General features: G+C 65.9%; 24 protein-coding genes and 1 pseudogene. 6 read left to right on the top strand and 19 right to left on the bottom strand.

Annotated elements, in window-relative coordinates; genetic code table 11:
- Nucleotides 1-165: 165 nt before the first annotated feature.
- A complete protein-coding gene (locus tag CH306_RS00565; protein ID WP_256980995.1) occupies nt 166-1,389 on the top strand; it encodes a serine/threonine-protein kinase in 1,224 nt (407 codons plus the stop codon).
- Between the two features lie 8 nt (nt 1,390-1,397).
- Here CH306_RS00565 and CH306_RS00570 read toward each other — a convergent pair whose 3' ends face one another.
- The 7 genes and pseudogenes from CH306_RS00570 to CH306_RS00600 form a co-directional block, all read right to left on the bottom strand.
- Complete coding sequence (locus CH306_RS00570) at nt 1,398-2,087, bottom strand: response regulator (RefSeq protein ID WP_032397492.1); 690 nt, start codon at nt 2,085-2,087, stop codon at nt 1,398-1,400.
- Nucleotides 2,066-3,202, bottom strand: a complete 1,137-nt coding sequence (locus CH306_RS00575; protein ID WP_045195882.1) for a sensor histidine kinase — start codon at nt 3,200-3,202, stop codon at nt 2,066-2,068. Before CH306_RS00575 ends, CH306_RS00570 begins: the two co-directional genes overlap by 22 nt.
- A gap of 7 nt (nt 3,203-3,209) precedes the next feature.
- Nucleotides 3,210-3,911, bottom strand: a complete 702-nt coding sequence (locus CH306_RS00580) for a YqeB family protein (RefSeq protein WP_256980287.1) — start codon at nt 3,909-3,911, stop codon at nt 3,210-3,212.
- 89 nt (nt 3,912-4,000) lie between these two features.
- Complete coding sequence (locus tag CH306_RS00585) at nt 4,001-4,807, bottom strand: hypothetical protein (protein WP_094645363.1); 807 nt, start codon at nt 4,805-4,807, stop codon at nt 4,001-4,003.
- Between the two features lie 41 nt (nt 4,808-4,848).
- A pseudogene (locus CH306_RS29820) lies at nt 4,849-5,043 on the bottom strand (MerR family transcriptional regulator); the annotation flags it as partial.
- Nucleotides 5,044-5,109: 66 nt separating this feature from the next.
- A complete protein-coding gene (locus tag CH306_RS00595; RefSeq protein ID WP_032397495.1) occupies nt 5,110-5,757 on the bottom strand; it encodes a response regulator in 648 nt (215 codons plus the stop codon).
- Nucleotides 5,754-7,043, bottom strand: a complete 1,290-nt coding sequence (locus CH306_RS00600; protein ID WP_373455174.1) for a sensor histidine kinase — start codon at nt 7,041-7,043, stop codon at nt 5,754-5,756. The genes CH306_RS00595 and CH306_RS00600 overlap by 4 nt, the downstream gene beginning before the upstream one ends.
- A 264-nt stretch (nt 7,044-7,307) precedes the next feature.
- On the opposite strand from CH306_RS00600, the gene CH306_RS00605 reads away from it, so the two are divergent.
- Together CH306_RS00605 and CH306_RS00610 are read left to right on the top strand one after the other, a co-directional pair.
- Nucleotides 7,308-8,696, top strand: a complete 1,389-nt coding sequence (locus tag CH306_RS00605; protein WP_256980996.1) for a PspC domain-containing protein — start codon at nt 7,308-7,310, stop codon at nt 8,694-8,696.
- On the top strand, nt 8,693-8,944 hold the full coding sequence (locus CH306_RS00610) for a hypothetical protein (protein WP_094629821.1): 252 nt from the start codon (nt 8,693-8,695) through the stop codon (nt 8,942-8,944). Before CH306_RS00605 ends, CH306_RS00610 begins: the two co-directional genes overlap by 4 nt.
- A gap of 5 nt (nt 8,945-8,949) precedes the next feature.
- Here the strand turns inward: CH306_RS00610 and guaA are convergent, their stop codons facing one another.
- The 4 genes from guaA to guaB all read right to left on the bottom strand — a co-directional run bounded on the left by guaA (nt 8,950) and on the right by guaB (nt 15,231).
- The gene (gene guaA / locus CH306_RS00615; protein ID WP_032397497.1) at nt 8,950-10,539 is read right to left on the bottom strand and encodes a glutamine-hydrolyzing GMP synthase; all 1,590 of its coding nucleotides are present in this window, start codon (nt 10,537-10,539) and stop codon (nt 8,950-8,952) included.
- Between the two features lie 30 nt (nt 10,540-10,569).
- Nucleotides 10,570-12,324: a GMC oxidoreductase gene (locus CH306_RS00620; RefSeq protein WP_094645366.1), complete on the bottom strand. Its 1,755-nt coding sequence runs from the start codon at nt 12,322-12,324 to the stop codon at nt 10,570-10,572.
- 186 nt (nt 12,325-12,510) lie between these two features.
- Nucleotides 12,511-13,650 (bottom strand): GuaB3 family IMP dehydrogenase-related protein, encoded by a 1,140-nt coding sequence (locus tag CH306_RS00625; RefSeq protein ID WP_032397499.1) that lies wholly within the window; start codon nt 13,648-13,650, stop codon nt 12,511-12,513.
- 57 nt (nt 13,651-13,707) lie between these two features.
- Nucleotides 13,708-15,231 carry an IMP dehydrogenase gene (gene guaB, locus CH306_RS00630; RefSeq protein ID WP_179272931.1) on the bottom strand — a complete coding sequence of 508 codons (1,524 nt, stop codon included), beginning with the start codon at nt 15,229-15,231 and terminating at the stop codon, nt 13,708-13,710.
- Between the two features lie 298 nt (nt 15,232-15,529).
- On the opposite strand from guaB, the gene CH306_RS00635 reads away from it, so the two are divergent.
- Entirely contained in the window at nt 15,530-15,934 is a 405-nt protein-coding gene (locus CH306_RS00635; RefSeq protein WP_032378069.1) for a DUF5319 domain-containing protein, read from the top strand.
- A gap of 84 nt (nt 15,935-16,018) precedes the next feature.
- Here the strand turns inward: CH306_RS00635 and CH306_RS00640 are convergent, their stop codons facing one another.
- The 3 genes from CH306_RS00640 to CH306_RS00650 form a co-directional block, all read right to left on the bottom strand.
- Nucleotides 16,019-17,029, bottom strand: a complete 1,011-nt coding sequence (locus CH306_RS00640) for an anti-sigma-D factor RsdA (RefSeq protein ID WP_094645367.1) — start codon at nt 17,027-17,029, stop codon at nt 16,019-16,021.
- Nucleotides 17,022-17,600: a sigma-70 family RNA polymerase sigma factor gene (locus CH306_RS00645; RefSeq protein WP_032397500.1), complete on the bottom strand. Its 579-nt coding sequence runs from the start codon at nt 17,598-17,600 to the stop codon at nt 17,022-17,024. Before CH306_RS00645 ends, CH306_RS00640 begins: the two co-directional genes overlap by 8 nt.
- Before the next feature lie 136 nt (nt 17,601-17,736).
- Nucleotides 17,737-18,564: a hypothetical protein gene (locus CH306_RS00650; RefSeq protein WP_254924058.1), complete on the bottom strand. Its 828-nt coding sequence runs from the start codon at nt 18,562-18,564 to the stop codon at nt 17,737-17,739.
- 719 nt (nt 18,565-19,283) lie between these two features.
- Between CH306_RS00650 and CH306_RS00660 the strand changes: the two genes are divergently transcribed.
- Nucleotides 19,284-19,577 carry a WhiB family transcriptional regulator gene (locus tag CH306_RS00660; protein ID WP_027496361.1) on the top strand — a complete coding sequence of 98 codons (294 nt, stop codon included), beginning with the start codon at nt 19,284-19,286 and terminating at the stop codon, nt 19,575-19,577.
- A gap of 67 nt (nt 19,578-19,644) precedes the next feature.
- On the opposite strand, the gene groL is transcribed toward CH306_RS00660, so the two are convergent.
- Nucleotides 19,645-21,258, bottom strand: a complete 1,614-nt coding sequence (gene groL / locus CH306_RS00665; protein WP_032397502.1) for a chaperonin GroEL — start codon at nt 21,256-21,258, stop codon at nt 19,645-19,647.
- 97 nt (nt 21,259-21,355) lie between these two features.
- Nucleotides 21,356-21,655, bottom strand: a complete 300-nt coding sequence (gene groES / locus CH306_RS00670; RefSeq protein WP_008718149.1) for a co-chaperone GroES — start codon at nt 21,653-21,655, stop codon at nt 21,356-21,358.
- Between the two features lie 533 nt (nt 21,656-22,188).
- Here groES and CH306_RS00675 point away from each other — a divergent pair.
- Nucleotides 22,189-23,817: an Hsp70 family protein gene (locus CH306_RS00675; protein ID WP_094645368.1), complete on the top strand. Its 1,629-nt coding sequence runs from the start codon at nt 22,189-22,191 to the stop codon at nt 23,815-23,817.
- Here CH306_RS00675 and tsaD read toward each other — a convergent pair.
- Genes tsaD through tsaB form a run of 3 tightly spaced genes read right to left on the bottom strand, consistent with a single transcriptional unit; the run spans nt 23,802 to nt 25,995 of the window.
- A complete protein-coding gene (gene tsaD / locus CH306_RS00680; protein WP_032397503.1) occupies nt 23,802-24,839 on the bottom strand; it encodes a tRNA (adenosine(37)-N6)-threonylcarbamoyltransferase complex transferase subunit TsaD in 1,038 nt (345 codons plus the stop codon). The two genes, CH306_RS00675 and tsaD, sit on opposite strands and share 16 nt — an antisense overlap.
- Nucleotides 24,836-25,327 (bottom strand): ribosomal protein S18-alanine N-acetyltransferase, encoded by a 492-nt coding sequence (rimI, locus tag CH306_RS00685; RefSeq protein WP_032397504.1) that lies wholly within the window; start codon nt 25,325-25,327, stop codon nt 24,836-24,838. The genes tsaD and rimI overlap by 4 nt, the downstream gene beginning before the upstream one ends.
- Nucleotides 25,324-25,995 carry a tRNA (adenosine(37)-N6)-threonylcarbamoyltransferase complex dimerization subunit type 1 TsaB gene (gene tsaB / locus CH306_RS00690; RefSeq protein ID WP_094645369.1) on the bottom strand — a complete coding sequence of 224 codons (672 nt, stop codon included), beginning with the start codon at nt 25,993-25,995 and terminating at the stop codon, nt 25,324-25,326. The genes rimI and tsaB overlap by 4 nt, the downstream gene beginning before the upstream one ends.
- Nucleotides 25,996-26,003: the final 8 nt, after the last annotated feature.

Consider the following 26,003-nt stretch of genomic DNA (forward strand, 5'->3'; position numbering starts at 1 on the left):
CGGTGTCCGACGAACGCGGGAAGTGGCGTATTCGAACACAATTTCGATCTGCACTCAGTAAAGCCGCTCGGACGGCAACTCGTCAAGGTGATGCCGAAGCCCCTGGTAGATGCCTCCGTCGCTCGGCTGCGGGCACGTCCAGCCATCGTCAACTAACCTGTGGGCGTGACGGATCAGCAGCGTGTTCGACGGGGCGTCGGGCCCGACTACCTCCTGGCAGGCAGATACCGCCTGGCCGGCAAACTCGGCGGTGGAGGCATGGGCGCGGTATGGCTCGCCACCGACACACTTCTGCACCGCCAGGTGGCCGTCAAGCAGGTCACGTCCACCACTCGGTTGACCCCGGAGCAGGCCGTGGAAGTACGTAACCGGGCCATGCGCGAGGGTCGCATCGCAGCCCGACTCTCCAGTCCCCACGCCATCGCGATGCACGACGTCGCTCTCGTCGACGGTGAGCCGTGGTTGGTCATGGAATACCTGTCATCGCGCAGTCTCGCGCAGGCACTCGGCACCACCGATTCGCTACCACCGTTCGAGGTAGCTCAGATCGGCGCGCAGATCGCCGACGCCCTGACCGAAGCGCACGAGGCCGGGATCGTGCACCGAGACATCAAGCCGGGCAACATTCTGATCGCCGATCGCGGTAAGGATCTGGGCATCGTCAAGATCAGCGACTTCGGCATCTCCCGCGCCAAGGGAGACGTCGAAGCAGCCGACGACAGCGTGATCACCGGCACCCCGGCATATTTCGCACCCGAGGTCGCACGCGGACAGGATCCCACCGCGGCCAGCGACGTGTTCTCCCTCGGCGCAACGCTGTACACGGCCATCGAAGGCAAACCGCCGTTCGACATCGATCACGATTCGATCGCACTGCTGCACCGAGTTGCCAAGGGGCAGATCATCGCTCCCACCCGCAGCGGCGATCTCACGGGCCCGTTGCTGCACATGCTCGAACCCGATCCTGCCCGACGCCCCACCATGGCGCAGGCTCGCGACGAGATGATCGTCGCCGCGATCAGCAAGCGCGGCAGCATAGCTCAGCTGCGCGGGGTGCCTCTGACGTCCGCGGACGGCGTGGTCCCGGCATGGGCGAGGCGCTCGACACCGGTCTCCGAATCTCGTCGTCCGTCGAGGGAGTTCGGAAGAACCATCGCGGGCCTGCCGGCCGTGCAACCCGGTGAGAGCCAAGCCAATCCGGTCCCGTCGACGTATTCGCCACCGCCGTTCGATCTACCGCGAAAGAAGAAGAACCCGATCGAGGACGTCCTGATGCGCATCGAGGACGTCGTCGGCGACCGAACGTCGATTCCATCTACCGCGATCCTCGCAGCACTCGTGCTCGCCATCGTGGTCGTTTTCGTTCTGGTGATCGCACTCCTGCTGTAGACGAACCCTCAACGCGACTCGTGCACGACGATCGCGATCTGAACCCTGTTGCTGCACGCCAATTTCGTCAGAATCCGCGAGACGTAGGTCTTCACGGTCGCGACACTCATGTACAACTCGGCACCGATCTCCGCATTGGACTTCCCCGACCCGACAGCACCCGCCACCTCGCGTTCGCGATCGGTCAGGGACTCGAGCAGGGCCCGCGCCCGCGCGGTGGCGGAGTCGTGCGATCGAGCGTCCTGCTCGCGCCAGTGGGCAACCAAGCGTCCGACGGCGGTCGGCGACAGCATCGATTCCCCGGTTCCGACGCGATGCACCGCGTCGACGATGTCCCGCGGCGGCGTGTCCTTGAGCAGGAATCCGTTCGCGCCGACCCGCAGTGCCCGCAGCAGGTACTCGTCGGTATCGAACGTGGTCAACACCACGATGGCAGCCGTGAACCCCTCCGCGCGAAGCATTTCGGTGGCCGCGAGCCCATCGAGGACCGGCATCCGCACGTCCATCAGAACCACGTCGGGAGACAACGCGTGCACTGCCTCGATGCCACTGCGACCGTCGGCCGCCTCACCGACCACCCTGATTCCAGGATCCGAGCTCAGGATCAGCGACAAGCCCGCGCGGACCAACGCGTCGTCGTCGACCAGCAACACCGTGAGTACATCGGGACCGTCGGCTACTTCGGGCACGGCAACCACGCTTCCAGACGGTAGACCACTCCGTCGCCGCGACGCGCGATTCCGTACTCGATTCGTCCGCCTGCCAATTCGACACGTTCGCTCAGACCGATCATTCCCGACCGCGAACCGGGTACTGCCGCGAAACCCTCTGTACCGAGACCGTTTTCGAGCCACACCCGAAGCTCACCACCGGCCGTCGCAAGCCCGCAGCGCACCGGCAGGCCGGGCGCATGCTTTCTGGCGTTGGTCAGACCTTCCTGGATCACCCGATGAACGGTGCGGGAAACAGAGGGCGTCAGCGTTGCGCCGGAAGGCAACTCGTCGACGAACGACACCCGAGTACCGGCCTTCTCCGAATCCTCGATCAGTTCGCCGATGTCCGCCACCCCCGGCTGTGGACGCGCCGAGGCCGCGACACCCGATCGGAGCACTCCCAATATCTCCCGCAGATCCTCCAGGGCACCGTGTGCACCGAGTCTGATGGTCGATGCGATCGCCTCGACTTCTTTCGCACCGACGTCCGGCCGCACCTCCAGCGCTCCGGCATGAAGGCTGACCAACGAGATCCGATGTGCGAGAGCGTCGTGCATCTCGCGCGCGATCCGCTCGCGTTCGAGTCCCCGAACGGTCTCGGCGCGCAGATTCGATTCGTGTTCCGCTCGCTCTGCCCGCTCTCGTAGAGAATCGATCACCTCGCGGCGCGACTTGACGACGATGCCCCACGCGGCCGGGATACTCAGAAAGGCGAGACTGGCCATCGCGGTGTACGCAATCGACTGTTCGACCCACAGAATCGTCCAGATCATCGACGCCGCGAGATGCAGTACCACCACCGCGGTGGTGACCCGCCACGACTTTCGAGTGGCAACGGTAAAGACGGCCACCAACTCGGCACCACCGACAGCGTCGGTCAGGATCGTGCACACCGCCAGCGCTACCGCGATCTCGATCGGCCACCGGCGACGCCACCACAACGACACGGCACCGACAACGCCGACGACGATCGAGACGACCGTTCGCGTGGTGGTCATCCCCTCGGTGCCTGCGGCCACCGACAGCACCAACAGCAGCGCGAACGCGATGGCGGCGACATCCCATGCGCGTTCCCGATGCCGTCGAAGCAGAGTTGTCATCGAACCGTCACGATCGAACCAGGGGACGCCAGTACTGGCTCGTCTTCTTGTCTCGCACCACGACGCCGAGTCGGTCCAGTTCCGTACGTAATTCACGCGCATCGGACGCGGCCTTCTTCTTCAGGGCCATCGCGCGGGCTTTGAGCACCGCGTTCACTTCCGGTGCCAGACCGGGAGTTTCGGGTACCCACAGGCGATAGAGATCGGCATAGGGATCGCCGGTCGCGACCGACCAACCTCGCTTCTCGAACGCCGCCTCGATGGCATCACGCTTCTCCTCGCTCGGCACCCGCACCAGCTGACGCGAGGCACCGTCGAGCAGAACCAGTTCCTTGCCGTCCACGAAGACTGTGCCGACCTCGGACTTCGAGATCGTGGCGGTCTCGCCTCTCTCGGTGATACGTACCTGCACCTCCGACACCGCCACCCGTGCAGTGTCGTAGAACGCGGCCGCCACCAGAGCCAGCCCGAGCAGTACTCCCAGCCCGATACAGACGTACCGCACCCACCACTGCGACCACGAAGCGATCAACTCCAGCGGACCCTGAAACGGTATCCAGGTGAGCGATGCTCCCCAGGAAGACACATAGGGCAGCCCGAACCCCAGTAGTCCCCCGATGATCACGGCACCGGCGATCAGGAAGAGCCGATCGCCGCGGGAGAACCACAGCACCGCCGGTGGCGTCTCCCCGAGCATCTTGTCGTCCATACCCTCACGGTATCGAGAGTGGGAGCAAGTACCCAGTCATCGAAAGTCGATACTTCTGCACCGACTTCCGAACGACCGCCGACCGTCGATCAGCCGAGAACGGGCATCACCAGTGTCGTCAGAGCGCCGTCGACCGCCGACCGCACCAGCATCGGACGGTCAGGAGCGGCGATATCGAGCATCAGGTCCGGTCCGACGGCCGATGCGACCGCAGCCTGCAGGACGGCCGCGTCGAAGAACACCGTCATGCCGGAACCGGTCACCCGAGCGGGGACCGCGACACCCTCGACCGTCAGGCCGTCCTGGCCGGCGTCGATCCGCAGCGTACCGCTGTCGAGAGGAACGAAATCTCGTTGCACCACAACCCTCGTCGCGGTCGGAGCCAGACCGTCGATGATCGTGCGCCAGTCGGGAAAGTCGCCGTCGACCAGATCCACAGTGTGCTGGACGCCTTCGGACTCGAACACCATCGCGTCGTCGGTTGCCGTCAGCACACAGTTTCCCGACGCGGGTAGCGTCCCGAGAGAGCCGACCGATGCGATACGGGACCAGGCTGCGCCGGGTGAGCTCTGTGCCACGAGGCTTCGGGTGGTGAGTCGATACCGATCCGTCGCGGTGAGGGTGACAGTGCCACCGTCCACCTCGACCAGCACACCCCGCAGCACCGGAAACTCCTCGCCCGTTCCGGCTGCAGACGCGACCTGCTCGACCGCAGACGCGAACTCGACGGCAGAAAGTGTTGCTGTGCAATATCTTTCGTCGAACAATCGGCGGATCGAGATCGCGGCCTCGGCGGCTGCCCGCGCGCGTGCGACGAGGTCGTCGACGTGCCGATCCACGATGTCGACCGCTGCAGCTCCGTCGCCGGCGAGTGCGGAGGCCACCTTGTCCAGCAAGGAGTGGAGCCTGCAGGAATGACCATGAAGACAGGCATGCCGATGTCGCGCAACTGTCGAATGATGTTCGCTCTCTCGAACTGTGCACGGGAGTAGTAGCGATAGCCGGACTTGGCGTCGATGAAAGCCGGGACGAGCAACGCACAGTCGTCGTAGAACCGTAGAGCACTGGGGGTGAGTCCGCTCGCGCGAGCGAACGCACCGATGGTCAGGAATTCTTCCGCCGAATCAGTCATGGTGAAATCCTGAGGCTTCGGGTTGGTCGAAGGTCAAGCGTGATCCTGTGCCCGGACGTCGGGTGCCTAGTCGATTCGACGCTTGTGCGCCCATCGCGTGAGCGCATTCCTGTTGGACTGCTGAGTCTTTCGGAGAACGTTCGAGGCATGGGTCTCGACGGTCTTGACGGAGATGAACAGATCCTCGGCGATCTCACGATAGGTGTACCCGCGTGCCAACAACCGCAACACCTCCAGTTCACGGGGCGTCAGCGAATCCAGTTCCGGATCCAGCGGGGGCTCCGGGGCAGCGCTGCGACCGGTGAACGAGTCGAGGACGAACCCGGCCAGACGGGGGCTGAAGACGGCATCTCCCCCGGCGACGCGTCGAACACCGTCGGCGAGCTCCGAGCCGGAGATCGTCTTGGTGACGTACCCCCTCGCCCCGGCACGGATGACGGCGATGACGTCCTCGGCGGCGTCGGACACACTCAGGGCGAGACAGACCGGCCCCTCGGAGATGCGGTTCAACACCGCGACGCCGCCGCCGTCGGGCATGTGCACGTCGAGCAACACCACGTCCGGCTTCGTCGATTCGATGCCCGAGACCGCCTCGGAGACGCCTCCGGCTTCCCCGACGACGTCGATGTCCGCCTCGCGAGCGAGTTCGGCTCGCACACCGGAACGGAACACCGCGTGGTCGTCGACGAGGAAAACGCGGAAAGGTTCGGTCACGTCGACTGCTCCTGCTGGGTGGATTCGGAAGATTCGGTGGTGACGGAGGCTCCGTTGCGAGGCATGAAGATTCGCACTTCGGTTCCCTTGCCGACGGTCGACCGTACCTGCACCGTGCCACCGCGACGCTCGATGCGTCCCCGAATGGACTTCGCCAGTCCCTGTCGATCCTCGGGTACCTCCGATTCGTCGAACCCGGTACCGCGATCGCGGACGAAAACGCTGACCTGTTCCGGTTCGGTTTCGGCGAACAGATCGATATTGGTCTCACCGGAATGCTTGGCCGCATTGACGAGAGCCTCTCGTGTGGCACCCAGCAGCGCGGTGAAGCTCTCACGGGACAGACCCGACTCGATGTCGTCGGGCAGTAGGTGCACGTCGCCGACAGTGATGGGTCGAACCGTCACGCCGTGCTGATCCTCGACCTCACCGGAGATGGTCTTGAGTGCGTCGGCCAAGCTGGAGTTGTCGGTGTCTCCGCCGTCGAACAGCCATTTGCGCAGTTCGCGCTCCTGCCCGCGCGCCAACCGCATCACCTCGTGCGGCTGATCGGACTGCTTCTGGATCAGGGCCAGTGTCTGGAGCACCGAATCGTGCAGGTGCGAGGCGATTTCCTCGCGCTCGTCGTTGCGGATGCGTGCGGACCGCTCGGCACCGAGCGCGCGCCAGGTGCGCAACCAGATGGGAACCGTCAACAGGCCGACGCCGACGAGAGTGACCACCACCGCCAGCAGTGACGAGCGCAGCGCGGCCAGATCGACGCGGGCGAGCACCACCACGGCGAGGCCGAGCACGATCAACGTCGCTCCGCCGACGACCCTCGCCCAACTCAATACGCTCGGATGCTTGGGCAGGCCGAGAGCAGTTCGTGGTCCCTCGGAGTCGAACTCACGCCAGACCAGGGCTGCACCGATCACCACGACGATGACCGGCACGATGACCGATGCAGCGGTACCGCTGAGCAGCCAGGCGAGCCCGACGGCGAGGCCGAGTCCGATGGCAGCCAACCCGAGCGCACGCTGGCGTTCGGCAGCACTCGGATGCGCAGTGTCCTCGCCCGCGGGCGTGAACATCCAGATCAATCCGTATGCGGCGATTCCGGCACCGGCGGATGCGGCCAGCAGCGCGAACGCCACCCGAACCTTGAACACGTCGACGCCGAGATGGTCGGCGAGCCCGCCTGCCACGCCGCCGACGATGCGTCCGCCGCCGCGGCGTTGGTAGGGGGCAGGAGCGGAGCCTGCAGAAGCGACAGGAAAAGCAGGAGCGGAGCCCGCAGGAGCAATGGGCTGAACAGTTGTGACGGGCACGGCTGACGTGGTGTGGGTTGCCGTCGCGTCGCCTGCCGGGGACGGTGTGTTCCGGGCGGCGTCGACGGGTGGATTGTCGACAGGGTGCACGCCCTCGATCCTGGCACGGATGCGGTGGTGGTCGCATCAGGGTTCGCCCTGATGTTTTTCGCGGCTTTGTCGAGGTGGGCCCGATGTCGGGGACGAAGATCAGGGGTATCCCTGATGTGTTCGGTGGTCGTGGCGGACACGATGGTTGGCATGAGCAACGTGACCGTCTCGGATCAACTTCAGCAGATGTGGCGCACCCGTCCGCACCGCTTGCCGCAACGCGGGCATGTGGCGGGTGTTGCGGCCGGTATCGGCTATCGCTACGACGTCGACCCCGTTCTGATTCGGATCGCGTTCGTCGTCTCCACATTGTTCGGCGGTACCGGCATCGTGCTGTATCTGGCGGCGTGGCTGGTGCTCAGCCGCGCCGGTGACACGGCGTCGGGTGCGGAGTCGCTCGTCGGGCGCGGCAACAGCTCCGATTCGACGACCAAGATGGTGGTCGTGGCGGTGGCATTGGTCATCGCGGTGTCGACGATCGGCCCGGTGGGTGTCGGACTCGGGGGTTCGGGGCTGATCTCTCTGGTGGCGATGCTCGGTGGACTGTGGTTGCTGCACCAACGGTGCCCGGAGCCGCCGCCGTACATGCGGACGGCGGAGTTCTCCCGTAACCGCTACGCCCCCATGCCTTTCGGCTCCAACACGTCGGCAGAACAGTGGACGGCCGCGCAGTATCGTCCGCCGCAGTTCCAGTACGAGCGATACACGCCTTACACGACTCTGCCGAAGAGCTACGTTCCGACTCCGAAGACCGTCGAGCACTCCGGCTCCGGCACCGGCACCGGCACAGACGCGCACACCGTGAACCTGAGCAAGGCAACCGCACCCGTCGAGAAGCCGACCGAGACGCCGACCGACATGCACACCGTGACTCCGCCGTCGTGGGACCCGCTCGGGGTGGCACCGTTCGCCTGGGATCTTCCCGAACCGACCGGGACATTCCCGCCCGCGGCGATCGAACGGAAGCGTCGATCACGGTGGACGGCAAGCTTTCTCGGCCTGGCCCTGCTCGCTGCCGGCATCACCGCGGCGGTCGGTGCCGCAACCGGTGGCGACTGGGCCTCGCCGGGCCGCGTCGGAGCCGTCGCTCTCGCCGTCGTCTCCGTCGGACTCGTGATCGGCGCATTCCTGCGCAAGGGCTACGGATTGCTGGTGATCGCGGCACCTCTGGCCGGCTTCGTCGTCCTGGCCTCAGCGGTCGATCCGATGGACATGGGCGAGAGTGCGTCGGGAACCCAGCGCGTCGCACCGACCGCCGTTGCCGATCTCGCGGACACCTACGACGTCGGTATGGGTGAACTGGACCTCGACCTCACGGGCCTCGCCCTCACCGAGAACCGCACCGTCGAGATCGACGTGGCGCTGGGCAGTGCGTCGGTGACCGTGCCCGATTCGATGAACGTGATCGTGCAGTGCGAGGCGGCGTTGGGTTCGTGCCCCACCGACACACGGTTCGGCCCGGGAACGAGCAGCGATGATCCGGTACTGACGATCGTCGGCGATCTGGCACTCGGCGAACTGAAAGTGGGGAACCGGTGAAGAAGAACGAGACCGACCGTGTCGGCGACTACGACGATCCCTCCGGCGAGAATCGCACTTCGAGCCGACGCGGCCCCTCGGCACTGCTGCTGCTCGCCGGGCTGGCCACCATGGTCGTCTCGGTCGCAGCACTCATCGGCCAGGGAGCGATAGCGGCACTGGGCGACGTCCAGTTCCGCTGGGTGTTCGTCGTCGTCGCGGTGGTGGTCGGCTTCGCGCTACTGCTGGGACCCAGCAAGAAGAGCTGAGTCCGCTACTCCCACTCGATGGTGCCCGGCGGCTTGCTCGTGACGTCGAGAACGACTCGGTTGACCTCAGGAACCTCGTTGGTCACCCGAGTCGAGATCGTTTCGAGCACGTCGTAGGGCAAACGAGTCCAGTCCGCCGTCATGGCGTCCTCGCTCGAGACCGGACGGAGCACGATCGGATGGCCGTAGGTACGGCCGTCGCCCTGCACCCCGACACTGCGTACGTCGGCCAACAGCACCACCGGGCACTGCCAGATCTGTTGATCCAAGCCCGCGACCGTAAGTTCTTCTCGGACAATCGAATCGGCATGACGGAGCGTGTTCAGACGGTCGCGGGTGATCTCACCGACGATGCGAATCGCCAGACCCGGTCCTGGGAACGGCTGCCTGCCGACGATGTCCTCGGGCAATCCCAGTTCTCGTCCGACGGCACGCACCTCGTCCTTGAACAGTGCGCGAAGCGGCTCGACCAGGGCGAACTGAAGATCGTCCGGCAGGCCGCCGACGTTGTGGTGGCTCTTGATGTTGGCAGTACCGGACCCGCCGCCGGACTCGACGACATCCGGGTACAACGTGCCCTGCACCAGAAACTCGACTGCGTCGCCGTGCTCGGCGTTCTCGCCCAGCACCTCGGCCACCGCGCCTTCGAAGCTTCGGATGAACTCGCGGCCGATGATCTTGCGCTTCTCCTCGGGGTCCGAGACACCCTCGAGTGCGCCGAGGAAGGTGTCGACCGCATCGACGGTGACCAACTTGGCACCCGTCGCGGCGACGAAATCCTGCTGCACCTGCTCACGCTCGCCGGCGCGCAGTAGTCCGTGGTCGACGAAGACACAGGTCAGACGGTCACCGATCGCCCGCTGCACCAGCGCCGCCGCCACTGCGGAGTCGACGCCGCCCGAGAGGCCGCAGATGGCCTTGCCCGTCGGGCCGACCTGCTCCTGCACGGCGTCGACCAGAGCGTCGGCGATGTTGGCTGCAGTCCAGTCCGGCGCGATACCCGCCGTCTCGTGCAGGAATCGGCTGAGCACCTGCTGCCCGTGCGGGGAGTGCAGAACCTCGGGGTGATACTGCACGCCCGCCATACGCTTGCCCTCGTTCTCGAAGGCAGCGACCGGCGCGCCTGCGCTGGTGGCGGTGACGGTGAAGCCCTCCGGGGCCGCGGTGACGGCATCACCGTGACTCATCCAGACCGGCTGCGTGGCGGGCAGACCGTCGTGCAGACGACCGCCGTCCACGCTGAGTTGGGTGCGGCCGTATTCCCGCGTTCCGGTGTGTTCGACGGTTCCGCCGAGAGCCTGGGCCATGGCCTGGAATCCGTAGCAGATGCCGAACACGGGGATGCCGAGGTCGAGGAGCGCGGAATCGAGCTCGGGCGCACCCTCTGCGTAGACGCTGGAGGGTCCGCCGGACAGAACGAGCGCGACAGGGTCCTTCGCCGCGATCTCCTCGGCAGTGGCGGTATGCGAGATCACCTCGGAGTACACATTGGCCTCGCGCACACGGCGGGCGATCAACTGCGCGTACTGGGCGCCGAAATCGACGACGAGAACCGGGCGTGCGTGTGCGGGATCGTGTGCAGAGGAGTCGGTCACCGGGTCAGTCTAGTGGGACTGCCGCAGTGGTCATGCAACACCCGAATGCTCGACGGGCATCGCCGACGAACCCGACCGGATCTCGACGATCGGCAGTCGCAGACCACCCGGAGCATCCACCGGCACGACCGGGGAGTTCGGGGCGATCGGATCGAGGCGCTGGTACGGCAACCCCTGCGCCGGACGGAGATCCAGCTCGCCCTTGTTCGGCCACAGCGCGGCCGAACGCTCGGCCTGCGCGCTGATCGTCAGCGACGGGTTGACTCCGAGGTTGGCCGATACGGCAGCGCCGTCGACCACACTGAGCGTCGGGTAGCCGTGGACGCGATGGTACGGATCGATGACGCCGTGCTCGGGATCCGAGGCGATCGCGCAGCCACCGAGGAAGTGGGCCGTGAGCGGAATGTTGAACAACTCTCCCCACGTACCGCCTGCCACACCACCGATCTTCTTGGCGATGCGTCGGGTGGCGTCGTTGCCCTCCGGGATCCACGTCGGGTTGGGCTCACCGTGCCCCTGCTTGCTCGAGATCTTGCGGCCGAAGGCTCCGCGCTTGGTGAACGTGGTGATCGAGTTGTCCAGGTTCTGCATGACGAGCGCGATGATGGTGCGCTCGCTCCAGTGCCGGACGTTGACGACGCGGACGAACTGGATCGGATGAGCGATCATCGCGAACACGAATTTGAGCCACCGCGGGATCCTTCCGCCGCCGTCGGTCATCAGTGTCTGCAGCATGCCCATCGCGTTCGAGCCCTTGCCGTACCGGACCGGTTCGATGTGTGTGCTGGGACTGGGGTGGAACGAGGACGTGATGGCCACACCGTGTGTGAGGTCCATGTTCGGATCGACCGCCAGCTTCGCGGCCCCGACGATCGACTCGGAGTTGGTGCGGGTCAGTTCCCCGAGCGTGTCCGACAGACGGGGCAGCGCACCCGTGTCCTTCATCTTGTGCAGCAGGTTCTGCGTACCCCAGGTGCCCGCAGCGAGAACCACATTGGCCGCACTGTAGGTCTTGCGGCCCTTGCGCAGCCGGGCACCGGTTCGTTCGGTGTCGACGTCCCAGGTCCCGTCGGATCGGGGAACGAGACCGGTGACGGTCGTCATCGGGACGATCTCGGCTCCTGCGTGCTCGGCCAGGCCAAGGTAGTTCTTGAGCAGGGTGTTCTTGGCTCCGTGGCGGCAACCGGTCATGCACTCGCCGCATTCGATGCATCCGGTGCGCTCGGGGCCTGCTCCGCCGAAGTACGGGTCCGGGACCGTCTTGCCCGGTTCTTCGCCGAAGAACACTCCCACCGGTGTCTGGATGAAGGTATCGGCGACACCCATGTCCTCGGCGACCGACTTCATCACCTCGTCGGCGGGGGTCATGTGCGGGTTGCGGACGACACCGAGCATGCGGGTGGCCTGGTCGTAGAACGGGGAGAGCTCACTGCTCCAGTCGGTGATGTGCGCCCATTGCTTGTCCTCGAAGAACGGTGCCTGGGGCTTGTAGAGGGTGTTCGCGTAGTTCAGCGAACCGCCGCCGACTCCGGCACCGGCGAGGATGAGGCAGTCGCGCAGCAGGTGCACCCGCTGGATGCCGTAGAGGCCGAGCTTCGGTGCCCACAGGAAGCGCTTGAGATCCCAGCTGTTCTTCGCGAAGTCCTTGTCCTCGAAGCGTTGTCCGGCTTCCAGGATGCCGACGCGGTATCCCTTCTCCACCAACCGAAGCGCGGTGACGCTTCCGCCGAAGCCCGAACCGACGATCAAGACGTCGTAATCCGTTGCGCGAACAGCTGAACCCATGGTGACCTCCGCTACATCCGATGCTGTCGAACAGTATGCACACCCCCATGTGACTACCGCCACAACCGATTCTAGCTGTTACGAGAGGTATCACCAACACAGGGTCGGCTTACGTGGACGACATACAGCAGAAAGGGCGCGCACCCCTGAGTGAAAGGAGTACGCGCCCTGTCGGAGCAGTGTCGATCAAGCCCTGACGTTCAGGCCCACCTTCTGGAATTCCTTGAGATCGGAGTACCCGGACTTCGCCATCGACCGACGCAGCCCGCCGACGAGGTTGATCGAGCCGTACGACTCACGCGACGGTCCGTTGAGCACCTGATCCAGGCTCGGCCGCTCCCCCGCCGACATCGGCAGCAGCGCCCCGCGCGGCATGGACGGATGCGCCGCGGCCGACGGCCAGTACCAACCTCCGCCGGGAGCCTCCGCGGCGACGGCAAGCGGAGCACCGAGAACCGCAGCATCGGCACCGCAGGCGATGGCCTTGGCGAGGGCACCGGAGGTGGTGATGTCGCCGTCGGCGATGACGTGCACGTAGCGCCCGCCGGTTTCGTCCAGGTAGTCCCGACGTGCCGCGGCCGCATCGGCGATGGCGGTGGCCATCGGAACGCCGATGCCGAGCACCTCACCGGTGGTCGTGCCACCTTCGACCGAGCCGTAACCGACGATGACGCCTGCAGCGCCGGTGCGCATCAGGTGCAGCGCGGTGCGGTGATCGCTCACGCCGCCTGCGATGACGGGAACATCCAGCTCCGCGATGAAGGTCTTGAGGTTCAGCGGCTCGTCCTCACCGTGAGCCACGTGCTCGGCGGAGATGATCGTGCCCTGGATGACCAGCAGATCGAGACCCGACGCCACCAGGGCGGGGGTGAGCGAGCGAGCGTTCTGCGGGCTCACCCGAACGGCGACGGTCACCCCGGAGTCACGGACCTGACCGACGGCCGCGGCCAGCAGATCCGGCCGAAGCGGTGCCGCGTGCAGTTCCTGCAGGAAGGCGATAGGTGCGTCCGGATCGAGATCGGTCTCGGCGATGTGGATCAGCTGATCGAGCTTCGCCTGCACGTCCGCGTGGCGCGCCCACAGTCCTTCACCGTTGATGACACCCAGCCCACCCTGGCGACCCAGCTCGATCGCGAACTCGGGCGAGACCAGAGCATCGGTCGGATGCGCCAGAACGGGAATGTCGAAGCGGTACGCATCGAGCTGCCATGCCGTCGACACCTCCTTCGACGACCGGGTACGACGGGACGGCACGATGTCGATGTCGTCCAGCTGGTAGGTGCGGCGGGCTTCTCTGCCCATGCCGATTTCAACGAGGTCGCGCACGCGCGCACCTTTCTACTTCGAGAGCGAATCGAATCGGCCGAGGAAGGGCCGAGGCGACTATCGGGTGGTGTAGTTCGGGGCCTCTGCGGTCATCGTGATGTCGTGCGGGTGGCTCTCCTTGAGCCCGGCCGCAGTGATCTGCACGAACTGAGCCTTCTGCAGGTCCTCGATCGAGTTGGAACCGGTGTACCCCATCGCAGCGCGCAGACCACCGGTGAGCTGGTGGATGACCTGGGTCAACGGACCGCGGTACGGGACGCGACCTTCGATGCCCTCGGGCACCAATTTGTCCTCGGCCAGCACGTCGTCCTGGAAGTAGCGGTCCTTGGAGAACGACTTCGCTCCCCCTCGCCCCTGCATCGCGCCGAGCGAACCCATGCCGCGGTAGCTCTTGAACTGCTTGCCGCCCACCAGAATCAGCTCGCCCGGCGACTCTGCGGTTCCGGCCAGCAACGATCCGAGCATGGCGGTCGACGCACCCGCAGCGAGCGCCTTGGCGATGTCGCCGGAGAACTGCAGACCGCCGTCGGCGATGACCGGCACACCGTGTGGCTTGCACGCCGCGACGGCTTCGAGGATGGCGGTGATCTGCGGAGCGCCGACGCCTGCGACAACGCGGGTGGTGCAGATCGATCCAGGCCCGACGCCGACCTTGACCGCGTCCGCACCCGCCTCGACGAGGGCGAGTGCGCCCGCTCGGGTGGCCACGTTGCCGCCGACGACCTGTACGCGGTCGCCCACCTCGGCCTTGAGTTTGCTGACCATCTCGAGTACCTGCGAATTGTGGCCGTGCGCGGTGTCGACGATGATGACGTCCACCCCGGCGTCGGTCAGAGCCATCGATCGAGCCCAGGCGTCCTGCCCGACTCCCACCGCGGCACCGACCAGCAGGCGACCGTCACGGTCCTTGGTGGCATCGGGGTGCTGCTCGGTCTTGACGAAGTCCTTCACGGTGATCAGGCCGGTGAGCGCGCCCTTGCCGTCCACGATCGGCAGCTTCTCGATCTTGTGGCGACGCAACAGACCGAGCGCCGCTTCCGCGGTGACGCCCTCCTGCGCGGTGATCAACGGTGCCTTGGTCATGACGTCGGCGACGCGGCGGTTCTGATCGACCTCGAACCGCATGTCGCGGTTGGTGATGATGCCGACCAGCGCGCCGGTCTCGTCGGTGACCGGAAGACCGGAGATCCGGAAGCGCGCACACATGGCGTCGACCTCGGCCAACGAGTCGGTGGGCTTGCAGGTGACGGGGTCGGTGACCATCCCGGCCTCCGAGCGCTTGACCGTCTCGACCTGCGACGCCTGATCCTGCAGCGACAGGTTGCGGTGCAGCACGCCCATACCGCCGGCGCGGGCCATGGCGATGGCCATCCGCGCCTCGGTGACGGTGTCCATGGCGGAGCTGACCAGCGGTACCCGCAGGCGGATCTCGCGGGTGATCTGGCTCGAGGTGTCGACCGAGCTGGGAATCAGATCCGAAGCGGCCGGCAGCAGCAGGACGTCGTCGAACGTGAGGCCGAGCATCGCGACCTTGTTGGGATCGTCGCCGCCTGTGCGGACGTGGGCTCCGGGACTACTCATACGAATCTGGCCCTCCCTAGAGCCTGGTTGCACTTCGGCGCGGCGTGCGGCCGGTGAGAGCTCGCAGGCGCACCGCAATGCGGTGTTGGAGAACGGATGGAGTTTCGGCACTTGCACTCATCTGTTCAGCGCCGTGAACCATGGTATCGGCTAGGGCACAACCAGTGCGAATGCCTCCCGCTGTGAGTGGCTTCGAGCACCGAAATCGCAGTCCGCAGCATTGTCGGCGGCGGGCGCGTCCGGCATGTCGCATTCGAACGGCTGGCGCAGACCCACAAGTCCTGCGTACCGTGGAGGCGTGCGCGATCAACTGCCTCCCGGTCTACCCCCGGATCCGTTCGCCGGAGACCCAGCCGACCCGTCGGCCGCCCTCGACGCCATCGAGCCCGGCCAACCTCTCGATCCTCAGGAGCGCCTGGCCGTCGAGGAAGACCTGGCGGACCTGGCTGTCTACGAGGCACTGCTCGGCCACCGCGGCATCCGCGGACTGGTCGTGTGCTGCGAGGACTGCCAGCAGGACCACTACCACGACTGGGACATGTTGCGGGCGAACCTTCTGCAGCTTCTGGTCGACGGAACCGTCCGTCCGCACGAGCCCGCCTACGACCCCGTCCCCGACGCCTACGTGACCTGGGATTACTGCCGCGGGTTCGCCGACGCTTCGATGAACGACGCGTTGCACGGCGACGGATTCGACAGCTGACCCTTTCCGCATCTTCACACGAAGAAGCCCGACACGATCATCGTGTCGGGCTTCTTCGTCGTTCGGTGGGGAATCGAAACCCGGTCAGCTGCCGCCGGACGGAACCGACATGCGGTCGCGGTTCTCCGACGAACTGCCTCCAGCGGTCGCTGTCGGCTGATCGGGCTCCTGAACCACCGTCGGCGTGACATCGGTGGTCGTCGTCGGACTCGGGGTCGTCGTGGTGGGCGGAACCACGGGTGTCGTCGTCGGAGCCGGAGTGATCGGCACACCCGTGGTGTCGGGTGCGACCTGATCCACCGGAGCCTGTGGCAACACGACCTCCGAGCTGGGCACCGGAGCCGGGATCACATCGGCAGGCGGCGGGACGGGCGCGGGCAGCGTCAGAGCCTGCAGTTCCTGCAGCAGACGCGCCAGCCACTGATCGAGCTCGGCTCGCTGCGCGTCGTCGAGCACAGCGGAACTGCTGTTCGACGCACCGTCGAGCAGTGCGCGAGCGGCAGTGGTGTCCCCGGAGGACAGAAGATTTTCCGCCTCCTGCAGTTTGGACGTCGTATCGATCTGCGCCACGGTCGAATCGGCCTGCTCGGAGAAGACGACCGACTTGACGCTCCACAGCGGATCGTCCGGTGTCGAGTTGTACGAGATGACCACCAGGCCACCCATCACGACGGCGATCGCGGCTGCGGCACCGGCGATGGGACGCAACAAACGCATCCGTCCACTGCGGTTGGCCGAGCTCGAGCGAGCCATGTCGGCGGCGAGCTTCTCGCGTTCGACCGACGCGACGACCACGTCGAGGGAGGGTCCGGACGGCATCGCCGGCGTGACCACGTCTGCTCGCCAGTTGGCCAACAGTAGGGCGAGTTGGTACTCGTCTGCGTCATCGGTGGCAATCGGTCCGTCACCACTGATCGCGTCGATGAACGCATCGTCACGACGTACGGCGACGAGGTCCACTGGACCACCGTCTGCGCCGATGTCGGCATAGGGATCGTTCTGCTTCGGTCCAGTGGAGTTCACGTGCTCACCGATACGCGAGATTCCGCGACGCGGGGTCTCACCGGGGCCACCGTGACCATTGTCCCTAGCCATACATTTCACCTGCTCTCACAACTTCGTTCTTCAGTTTTGCGATAGCTCGGTGCTGAGCCACGCGGATAGCGCCTGCAGTGCTGCCGACGGCGGCTGCTGTTTCCTCGGCCGACAATCCGACTATCAGTCGGAGCACCAGAATCTCGCGGTGCTTGGCGGGCAAGGTGTCCAGCAGTGCAGTCATCTGTCGACTCGACTCGGATTCGAGAGCGCGTTGCTCCGGTCCGTGCTCCATCGACACGACATCTGGTACTTCGGCGGCCGGGTCCGATTTGTTACGCGAGGCGCTGCGATGGGCGTCGGCGACCTTGTGAGCCGCGATGCCGTACACGAATGCCATGAACGGACGACCTTGGTCCTGGTATCGCGGCAAGGCGGTCATGACTGCCAAACAGACCTCCTGCGCCACGTCGTCGGCCGAAAGCTGACCGCGTTCGGCCGAACCGACCCGTGCCCGGCAGTACCGAACGACGAGTGGTCGGATGAACTCCAAGACCCGGGACAGAGCCAGTCGATCGCCTTGCGCTGCGGCAACGACGAAAGAGTCAAGCTCCTCACCCGCACTGTTCATCGTCGACAAATTTCCCCGCGTTACAGGTACGCACCCGCCTGGGAGCGCTTCCACGTGGTGGTGGAACGAGACCAAGGATAGCGACACCACCCGGTCACAACCGAACCAATCGGTCCGACTCCGACCCAGGTCCTGGTCAACCGACCGTCGAACCACCCAGGCGATCGATGGCGGCAGCCAAGTCGCCGGAGGCGATCATCCCGGCATCGACCCCGCCTGTTCCCTCGAAGAGCATCGTGGCGGCCCAGCGCAGGGGTAGCAGACCTGCCATCTCCGCAGCACAGGCCACCTGGACGGCCGACTCACGGGCACGGGAGGTCTCACCGGCACAACTCAGTGCGGCCGCAACCACCAGGTCGGTCTTGACGATGTGCCGTAACGAATCGGCATCTTCGGCGAGAGCTCGAGCGGCCTCGGCGTGTCGGACTGCCTCGGGTCCGTCGCCGCGCATCATCGCCAACTCGGCCGCCACCCACGCCGCCCGCAGTGCCGGGCGCCACGATCCCCGACCGACGTGGCCGTGCCGCTGGCCCGCACTGCGGGCCAGGAGGGTGTCCGCGAGGTGAAACCGTCCGCTTCCCAATGCATCTGCGGCCAGGCCGGTCAGCGCATCGCTACGGGCCTGAACGGAGTCCTCGGATTCCGACGGCCCTACGAGACCGACGAGAATGACAGCCATGCCGTCGAATCGGCGGGCTCGCTCGTGTTCGCCCACCTGACGCAGCCACGACGCTCTGGTCGAGGCGTGCAGCGACCGAAGTTCCGGGCCACGGGGCCGATGCCTCCGAAGCTCGATTTCGGCGGCGCTGTATCGACCCTGGCCCGCCAACGCGACACTGCGAAACCAGCTCTCTCGCGAATCGGTGGCGGCCGGGAGCGGAAATCGGCCGGGGTTGCTGCCGAAGGCAGCGTCGAAGAGTTCGGACTGCGTCGCGGTGAACAGCGAGCTCTGCTCTGATGGCACGGACGCAAGGGTAGGGCCTGAGCCTGCGCCGAACCGCGCCCGAGTCCTACCGATTCGTGGCGACGTTATTACGTGGGGCGAATTCGCTATCGGACCGAAAGGGGCATCGGCGCATCGTTTCCTGTGCGCAGAAAGCAGTTTTCAAGGAATTAACAATGTGAACACGGGCCGATTCGAAGACGAGAATCTGAACGCTGTGTGGCGAATAGGTTAATCGGCACACTCGATCGCTCATTCGGCTCACGACGCACAGCCTGCCGAATCCGCGCCCACTCGAACGTCGCCCCGCGATCCACGCGATCGTCTCGGACACTCCGTGCGGGCTCGGTCGAGGGAACCGACGTCGAGCCCGAGGTGTTGATCCGGACTACGCTCGGCACCACCGACACTGCTGTGATCAGCAGAAATACCGACAACAAGGTTCCGGTCGGATCCAGCTGGAGTCTCGTCGAACCGCCGCGGGACGTCTGCGTCGGAGCGCACCGCATCGGCAGCCGCACAGCCTGTGCACTCTCATCGTCTCGCGTGTCGGCGGATTCTTCAACAGGAAGGACACGCATGCGGGTGAGTCGAAGTAAATATCGCCCGTGTTAATTCTTTGCCCCATAACTATGCATTTGCCCACGACAGAGAACTATTGACTCGATTTCGTCGATCCACATAACGTTGTCGACATTCGGATCACGAATCCGAGAAGCCACACCACCCTAGGAGTTTCCATGCCGCAGCCGAATCACCTCCCTGGGCCGAACGCCGACATTTGGGATTGGCAGATGCACGGCCTGTGCCGTGGCGTCGATTCGTCCATGTTCTTCCACCCGGACGGCGAGCGGGGCCGGGCACGAGCACAGCGCGAGATGCGAGCCAAGGAAATGTGCCGCAGCTGCCCCGTACTCGCTCAATGCCGTACACACGCTCTCAATGTCAGCGAGCCCTACGGGATCTGGGGCGGGATGTCCGAGACCGAGCGGGAACTGCACGCTCGTCACAATCGCCGCCGCATCGCGGTGTAGTCACCCCAACACCGAGAAAGCCCCCCAACCCGTTCGGGTTGGGGGGCTTTCTCGGTGTCACCGAACGTCAGTGAGCGTGTCCGTGTCCGGCAGCAGGCTCGGAAGCCTCTTCCGGCTTCTCCACGATCGCACTCTCGGTCGTCAGGATCATGCGTGCAACCGACGCGGCGTTGACCACTGCGGAGCGAGTCACCTTGACCGGATCGACGACGCCGTCGGCCAGCAGGTCGCCGTACGTCAGCGTCGCGGCGTTGAATCCGTGACCCTTCGGCAGTTCTGCCACCTTGCTGACGACGACGGAGCCGTCGATGCCCGCGTTGGAGGCGATCCAGAACAGCGGTGCGTTGAGCGCGGTGCGCACCACGGCCACGCCGGTAGCTTCGTCACCGGTCAGGCCCAGGTCGTCGGCCAGAGCCAACGCTGCCTGAGTCAGAGCCGAGCCGCCGCCGGGGACGATTCCCTCTTCGACCGCAGCCTTGGCCGCAGCCACGGCGTCGTCGACGCGGAACTTGCGTTCCTTGAGCTCGGTCTCGGTGGCTGCGCCGACCTTGATGACCGCGATGCCGCCCGAGAGCTTCGCCAGACGCTCTTCGAGCTTCTCGCGATCCCACTCCGAATCGGTGCTCTCGATCTCACGACGGAGCTGACCGACGCGCGCATCGATGTCGTCCTGCGTGCCCGCACCGTCGACGATGGTCGTGTCGTCCTTGGTGACGACGACGCGACGAGCGCGACCGAGCAGCTCGAGGCCGGCTTCCTTGAGACTCAGACCCACATCGGCGGTGATGACCTGACCGGCCGTCACGACCGCGAGATCGTCGAGGAATGCCTTGCGGCGATCACCGAAGAACGGTGCCTTGACCGCCACGGCCTTGATCGTCTTGCGGATGGAGTTGACGACCAGCGTCGAGAGAACTTCACCCTCGGTGTCCTCGGCGATGATGAGCAACGGCTTGCCGCTCTCGGCAACCTTCTCCAGCAGAGGCAGAAAGTCCGGAAGCGATGTGATCTTCTCGCGGTACAGCAGGACGTACGCGTCCTCGAGAACTGCTTCCTGCGCGTCGACGTCGGTGACGAAGTACGGCGACAGGTAGCCCTTGTCGAACTGCACGCCTTCGGTGACCGACAGCTCGGTCAGCAGCGTCGAGGACTCCTCGACGGTGACGACGCCGTCTGCGCCGACGCGAGTGAGCGCCTCGCCGACGAGCTCACCGATCTCGGGGTCACGCGAGGACACGGTGGCGACCTGAGCGATCGCCTGCTTGCCCTCGACCGGGGTTGCGGCGGCGAGCAGGGCCTCGGCGACCTTGTCGGCCGCCTTGGAGATGCCGGTACCGAGCGCGATCGGGTTCGCGCCCGCGGCGATGTTCTTCAGACCGCCGCGCACGAGCGCCTGCGCGAGGACCGTCGCGGTGGTGGTTCCGTCGCCTGCAACGTCGTTGGTCTTGGTGGCGACGCTCTTGACCAGCTGCGCGCCGAGGTTCTCGAACGGATCCTCCAGGTCGATCTCACGAGCGATGGAGACACCGTCGTTCGTGACGGTCGGACCGCCGAATGCCTTGGACAGGACGACGTGGCGTCCCCGTGGCCCGAGCGTCACCTTGACTGCGTCGGCCAACTTGTCGACGCCGCGTTCGAGTGCGCGGCGCGCTTCCTCGTTGAATTGGATTTGCTTTGCCATGTTTCGGTGTTACTCCTTCGAGCAAAGAAACTCGATCGAACGCACACCGCCCCGGGACCGACACGAAAATCGGATACCGGGGCGGATGCGTTGTGGCCTACTTGGCGATGACAGCCAGCACGTCGCGTGCCGACAGAATCAGGTACTCCTCGCCGGCGTACTTGATCTCGGTGCCGCCGTACTTGCTGTAGATGACGGTGTCACCTTCTTTGACGTCGACCGGGATGCGGTTGCCCTTCTCGGTGACACGGCCTTCGCCCACGGCGACGACGGTGCCCTCCTGGGGCTTCTCCTTGGCTGTGTCGGGGATGACCAGACCGGAGGCGGTCGTCGTCTCGGCCTCGTTGGCCTGGACGAGGATCTTGTCCTCGAGCGGCTTGATTTTCACGCTCGCCACGTTGAGCCCTCCAAAGTTATGGGGTACGCGCCCGGGGTCGGATCCCCGGACAGCTGTGTGTATGTACTTCTCGTGCGGTTCTGACAATCACGGCCTGAACTCGTTCCCGTCGTCGCGGGTGCCGGGACTTCGCTCGGTGCCAACTAGCACTCTATACACGAGAGTGCCAGCACTCAAGGGCTGGGTTCGCCAGGTTCGCGGCGCGGTGGTCGCACGGGTGGGCACGAGGGCGATCGCCCACCGCTTCGCGCAACCACGCACATCCGACGACTGCTGAATCGGGGCCCGAAACGCCGAACACCCACGTCGTTTCTCGCTGTTTTCCCGGACTCCGTGAAGTCTCCGAAAGGCCAGGTAGGAGGCCATGAACAGTCATCGGGTAACGGACCGAGCGGCCTATTACACTCGCGCCGGAGCCCGAAGTAACGTTACGATAACGGAGCTGTACGAACGATAACGATCGGCAGCTGTGCCGCGACAAGGCACTCAGGGCAGTCGATTTCCGACAGATACACAGGGGCGGGAGGTGAAGCATGCGGGTAGGAGTGGGCATATCCACCGGATCCGAGGTCGTGTGCGCAGCCCTCGTCACCGTCGACACCGACGGTTCTCGCACAGTCGAGTACCGAACGGTCTCGGCCGACCGTCAAGCCAACACCGACATCGGCGATCTGGTCACCTCGTCCATAGAACTCATGGCCTCCCTGATCCCCGGCCACCGGTCCCCCGACGCGATCGCCGTCACCTACCGCACGGAGGAGCACGCTGCGGGCATTCGCGCGGCGCTGGCCCACACCACTCGTGACGTTCGACTGGTGCCGGAGTCCGCAGCCGCATCCGCGCACCTGGCGACCACCGGCCTGATCGACCGGTACGACACGATCGCGCTGGTCGATCTCGGAGCCTCGGGCATGTCGGTCACCGTCACCGATCGGACCGCCGAGACGGTACTGGCGCACGGCCGGTCGGACGCCGTCGCCGGCGACGCACTCGACGTGCTCGTCAAGAACCTCGTGCAGGACATGACCCGTGACAATCTTCGGGACGACATCCGCGACAACCGAGGAATCGGCTCCGCGCGGTACCGATCGATCAAGGAACGCCTCTCCCAGGAGGACGAGGTCCGCATCGAGCGTTACAGCGGAATCCCGCTGACGGTCACCCGTGACGCGTTCGAAGCCGCCGCGACCCCCACCTTCGACACCGCAGCTCGGTTCGTCCGGCAGGTGTTCGACGAGAGCACTCACGAACCCGAGGTCATCGTGCTGATCGGCGGAGGGGCGCACATTCCCCTGCTCGCGTCCACGCTCACCGACATGTTCCACGCCCCGGTCCTTCGACTGCCGGAACCCGACGCCGTTCTTGCCGTCGGCGCTGCTGCCGTCGCCGCATCGGCCGTCGGTGGTGGGTACCAACTCGTCTCGGCCACGCGCAACACCGCGAGCCGGATGAGCCGATACTCCGGTGCGATCGCGGCTGCCGTCGTCGCGGGCGGACTGGTACTCGCCTACGGTGTGCAGACAATGGCACCGGCCGAAGACCCCAACGTCTCACCGGCCGGAAGTACCGCCCGCGACGCGACCGAATCGAGCGACGCCGGTACGCCGGTCACCGAGGGCTGGTCCCCCGACGAGAACCGCCCCACCGCCGGGCTCACCCCGGGCGATCGGTCCGACCCGACGGCAACCTCCGTCGACGGCGACGGATCGTCGGCTCGGTTCACGACCACCGCTGTGCCGACCAGCACCCCGACGCTGCGGCCGGCCCCCGATCTCCCGCAGATCGAATGGCCGATCGATCCCACGTCGAATCCTGCGTCCCCCGATGTCACCACCGCAGTTCCCATCGAACCGCCGACCTCGGTCACCACGATTCCGGTAGAGCCTTCCGAACCGATCGAGTCTTCGGACCCGAGCGATACGACCGAGATCGTGCCGGTACCGACGACCGAGGTCACGCCGGTGCCGACCGAGTCGATCGGCGCGCCGACCACCGATGTCAGCGGTTCGGAGCCCACGCCGGAACTGACGGCACCACCGACGGTGTGGTCGCCGCCTGCACCGGCCCCTTCGAGTGAGCCTCTGTCCGCGGCCGTGCCGTCGACAACCCGTTCGTCCGAGACCACCGCCGCGTCCGCGCAGGCCCCTCAGCCGGGCACCTGACTGATCGCGACCGACAGGCCGGGATCGGTCACTGCGGTCAAGGCCGAAGGCTGTGCTCCGCCCGCGACGAGGTGCGCGCCCAGTGCCGCGATCATCACCCCGTTGTCGGTACACAATCGCGGCTTCGGAATTCTGAGCGTCAAACCCTGCTCGGCACAACGGCTTTCGATCAGCGAACGGATGCGAGAGTTGGCGGTGGCACCCCCACCCAGAACTATCGTGTCGACGTCGACGTCGGTTGCCGCACGGACGGCCTTCATCGTCAGGACATCGGCGACGGATTCCTGGAAGGACGCGGCGATGTCCGCGACCGGAATCGGATCTCCCGCGCGCTGCCGGGCCTCGACGAACCGGGCGACAGCCGTCTTGACCCCGGAGAACGAGAAGTCGTAGCGGGCGTCGCGTGGGCCGGTCATTCCTCGGGGAAACGCGATCGCGGCCGGATCACCTTCGCGCGCAGCATCATCGAGGGCCGGACCACCCGGATAGCCCAATCCCAGCAGCCGTGCAACCTTGTCGAAGGCCTCCCCGGCTGCGTCGTCGACGGTGGTCCCGAGCTCGGCGATCGGCCGAGACAGATCGTCCACGTGCAGCAGATGAGTGTGACCACCCGAGACCAACAGTGCCACGCACGACGGCATCGGCCCGTGCTCGAGCGTGTCGACCGCGACGTGCCCACCGAGGTGGTTCACCGCGTAGAAGGGCACACCCCAGGCCGCGGCGTAGGCCTTGGCGGCGGCAACCCCGACCAGCAAGGCCCCTGCCAACCCCGGTCCGATCGTCACCGCGACGGCGTCGGGACGCTCGATGTCCGCGGCTGCCAGAGCCCGCCGCATGGTCGGCACGATGGCCTCGAGGTGCGCGCGCGACGCCACCTCGGGCACCACTCCGCCGTACCGCGCGTGTTCGTCGACACTCGAGGCCACCTCGTCGGCCATCAGCTCGCACGTGCCTGCCCCGCCCCACCGGACGATCCCGACTCCTGTTTCGTCGCAGGAACTTTCGATACCCATGACGATCATCGGGCCGGTCCTTCCGTCTTCTCGAACCGACGCATGGTGAAGGCATCGGCCCCGCTCGGTTGGTAGTACTTCGCCCTGGTGCCCACGATCTCGAACCCTTCGCGTCGGTACAACTCGATGGCAGGCTCGTTGTCGGTGCGGACCTCGAGAAAGACCGGCCCACCGTGCTCGTCGGCCACGCGCAGCAGTTCGTCGAGCAGTCGCCCGCCGATTCCTCTGCGGTGATGCGCCGGATCGACACCGATGGTGTGCACCTCGGACTCTCCGACGACGAACGCTCCGCGGCTCGGCTGCCCCAACAGAGAGATGCCTGCGTAGCCGACGACCTCACCGTTCTCCCGCGCCGTGACGTAATGATTGTGTGGTGCCGCCAGTTCCGCGATGAACGCATCCTCGGCCCACGGGTCGTCACCCGGGAACAGCACGGTCTCGAGGTACGCGCACCGAGCAGCGTCCGCCGCCGTCATCGACTCGATCGACACCGTCACTTCGCAGCCTTCGCTGCGGCGCGCTCGTCGAGCGTCTTGGCGTCGGGGCGGCGCAGGTACAACGGGACGAGCGGGCCCGGGACGATACCGCTGCCGATATCGGCGGCAGCAACCGCAACCAATCCGGCTGCGGACGGCGCCTGCACATCACGAATCGGAAGTTCGAATGCCGCAGCATGCGGGGCCGATCCAGCGACCGCGTCGACTCCGAGACTATCGAGCTCGGCCGGGGCGACAACGTCGGGTCCCGCCACCCGCACGCCGGCTTCGTAACGCGCCCAGTAGATTTCGCGTCGGCGCGCATCGGTCACCACCAGAAGCGACCCGGGCTCGGAGACATCTGCGGCGATGGCGTCGAGACTGCACACGCCGTATACCGGAAGACCGAGTGCGTCCCCGAACGCCGCAGCCGTCGCCATTCCCACCCGTAGGCCGGTGTAGGGCCCGGGGCCCACGCCCACGACGACGGCACCCAGTTCGGCTGCGGTGATGTCGGCCTCGGCCAGGCACTCGACGATGTTGGGCGTCAGGATTTCAGCGTGCGATCGCGCGTCCACTCGAACCCGGGTGGCGAGCGTCGTGGTCGCTGCACCGGCCGTGGACTCGGTCAGGCTCACCACACCTGCGGTGACGGCGGGGGTCGAGGTGTCGACGGCAAGTACAAGCACGATATTTC

This window comes from Rhodococcus sp. 15-725-2-2b (genome assembly GCF_002259075.1).
Taxonomy (GTDB): domain Bacteria; phylum Actinomycetota; class Actinomycetes; order Mycobacteriales; family Mycobacteriaceae; genus Rhodococcoides.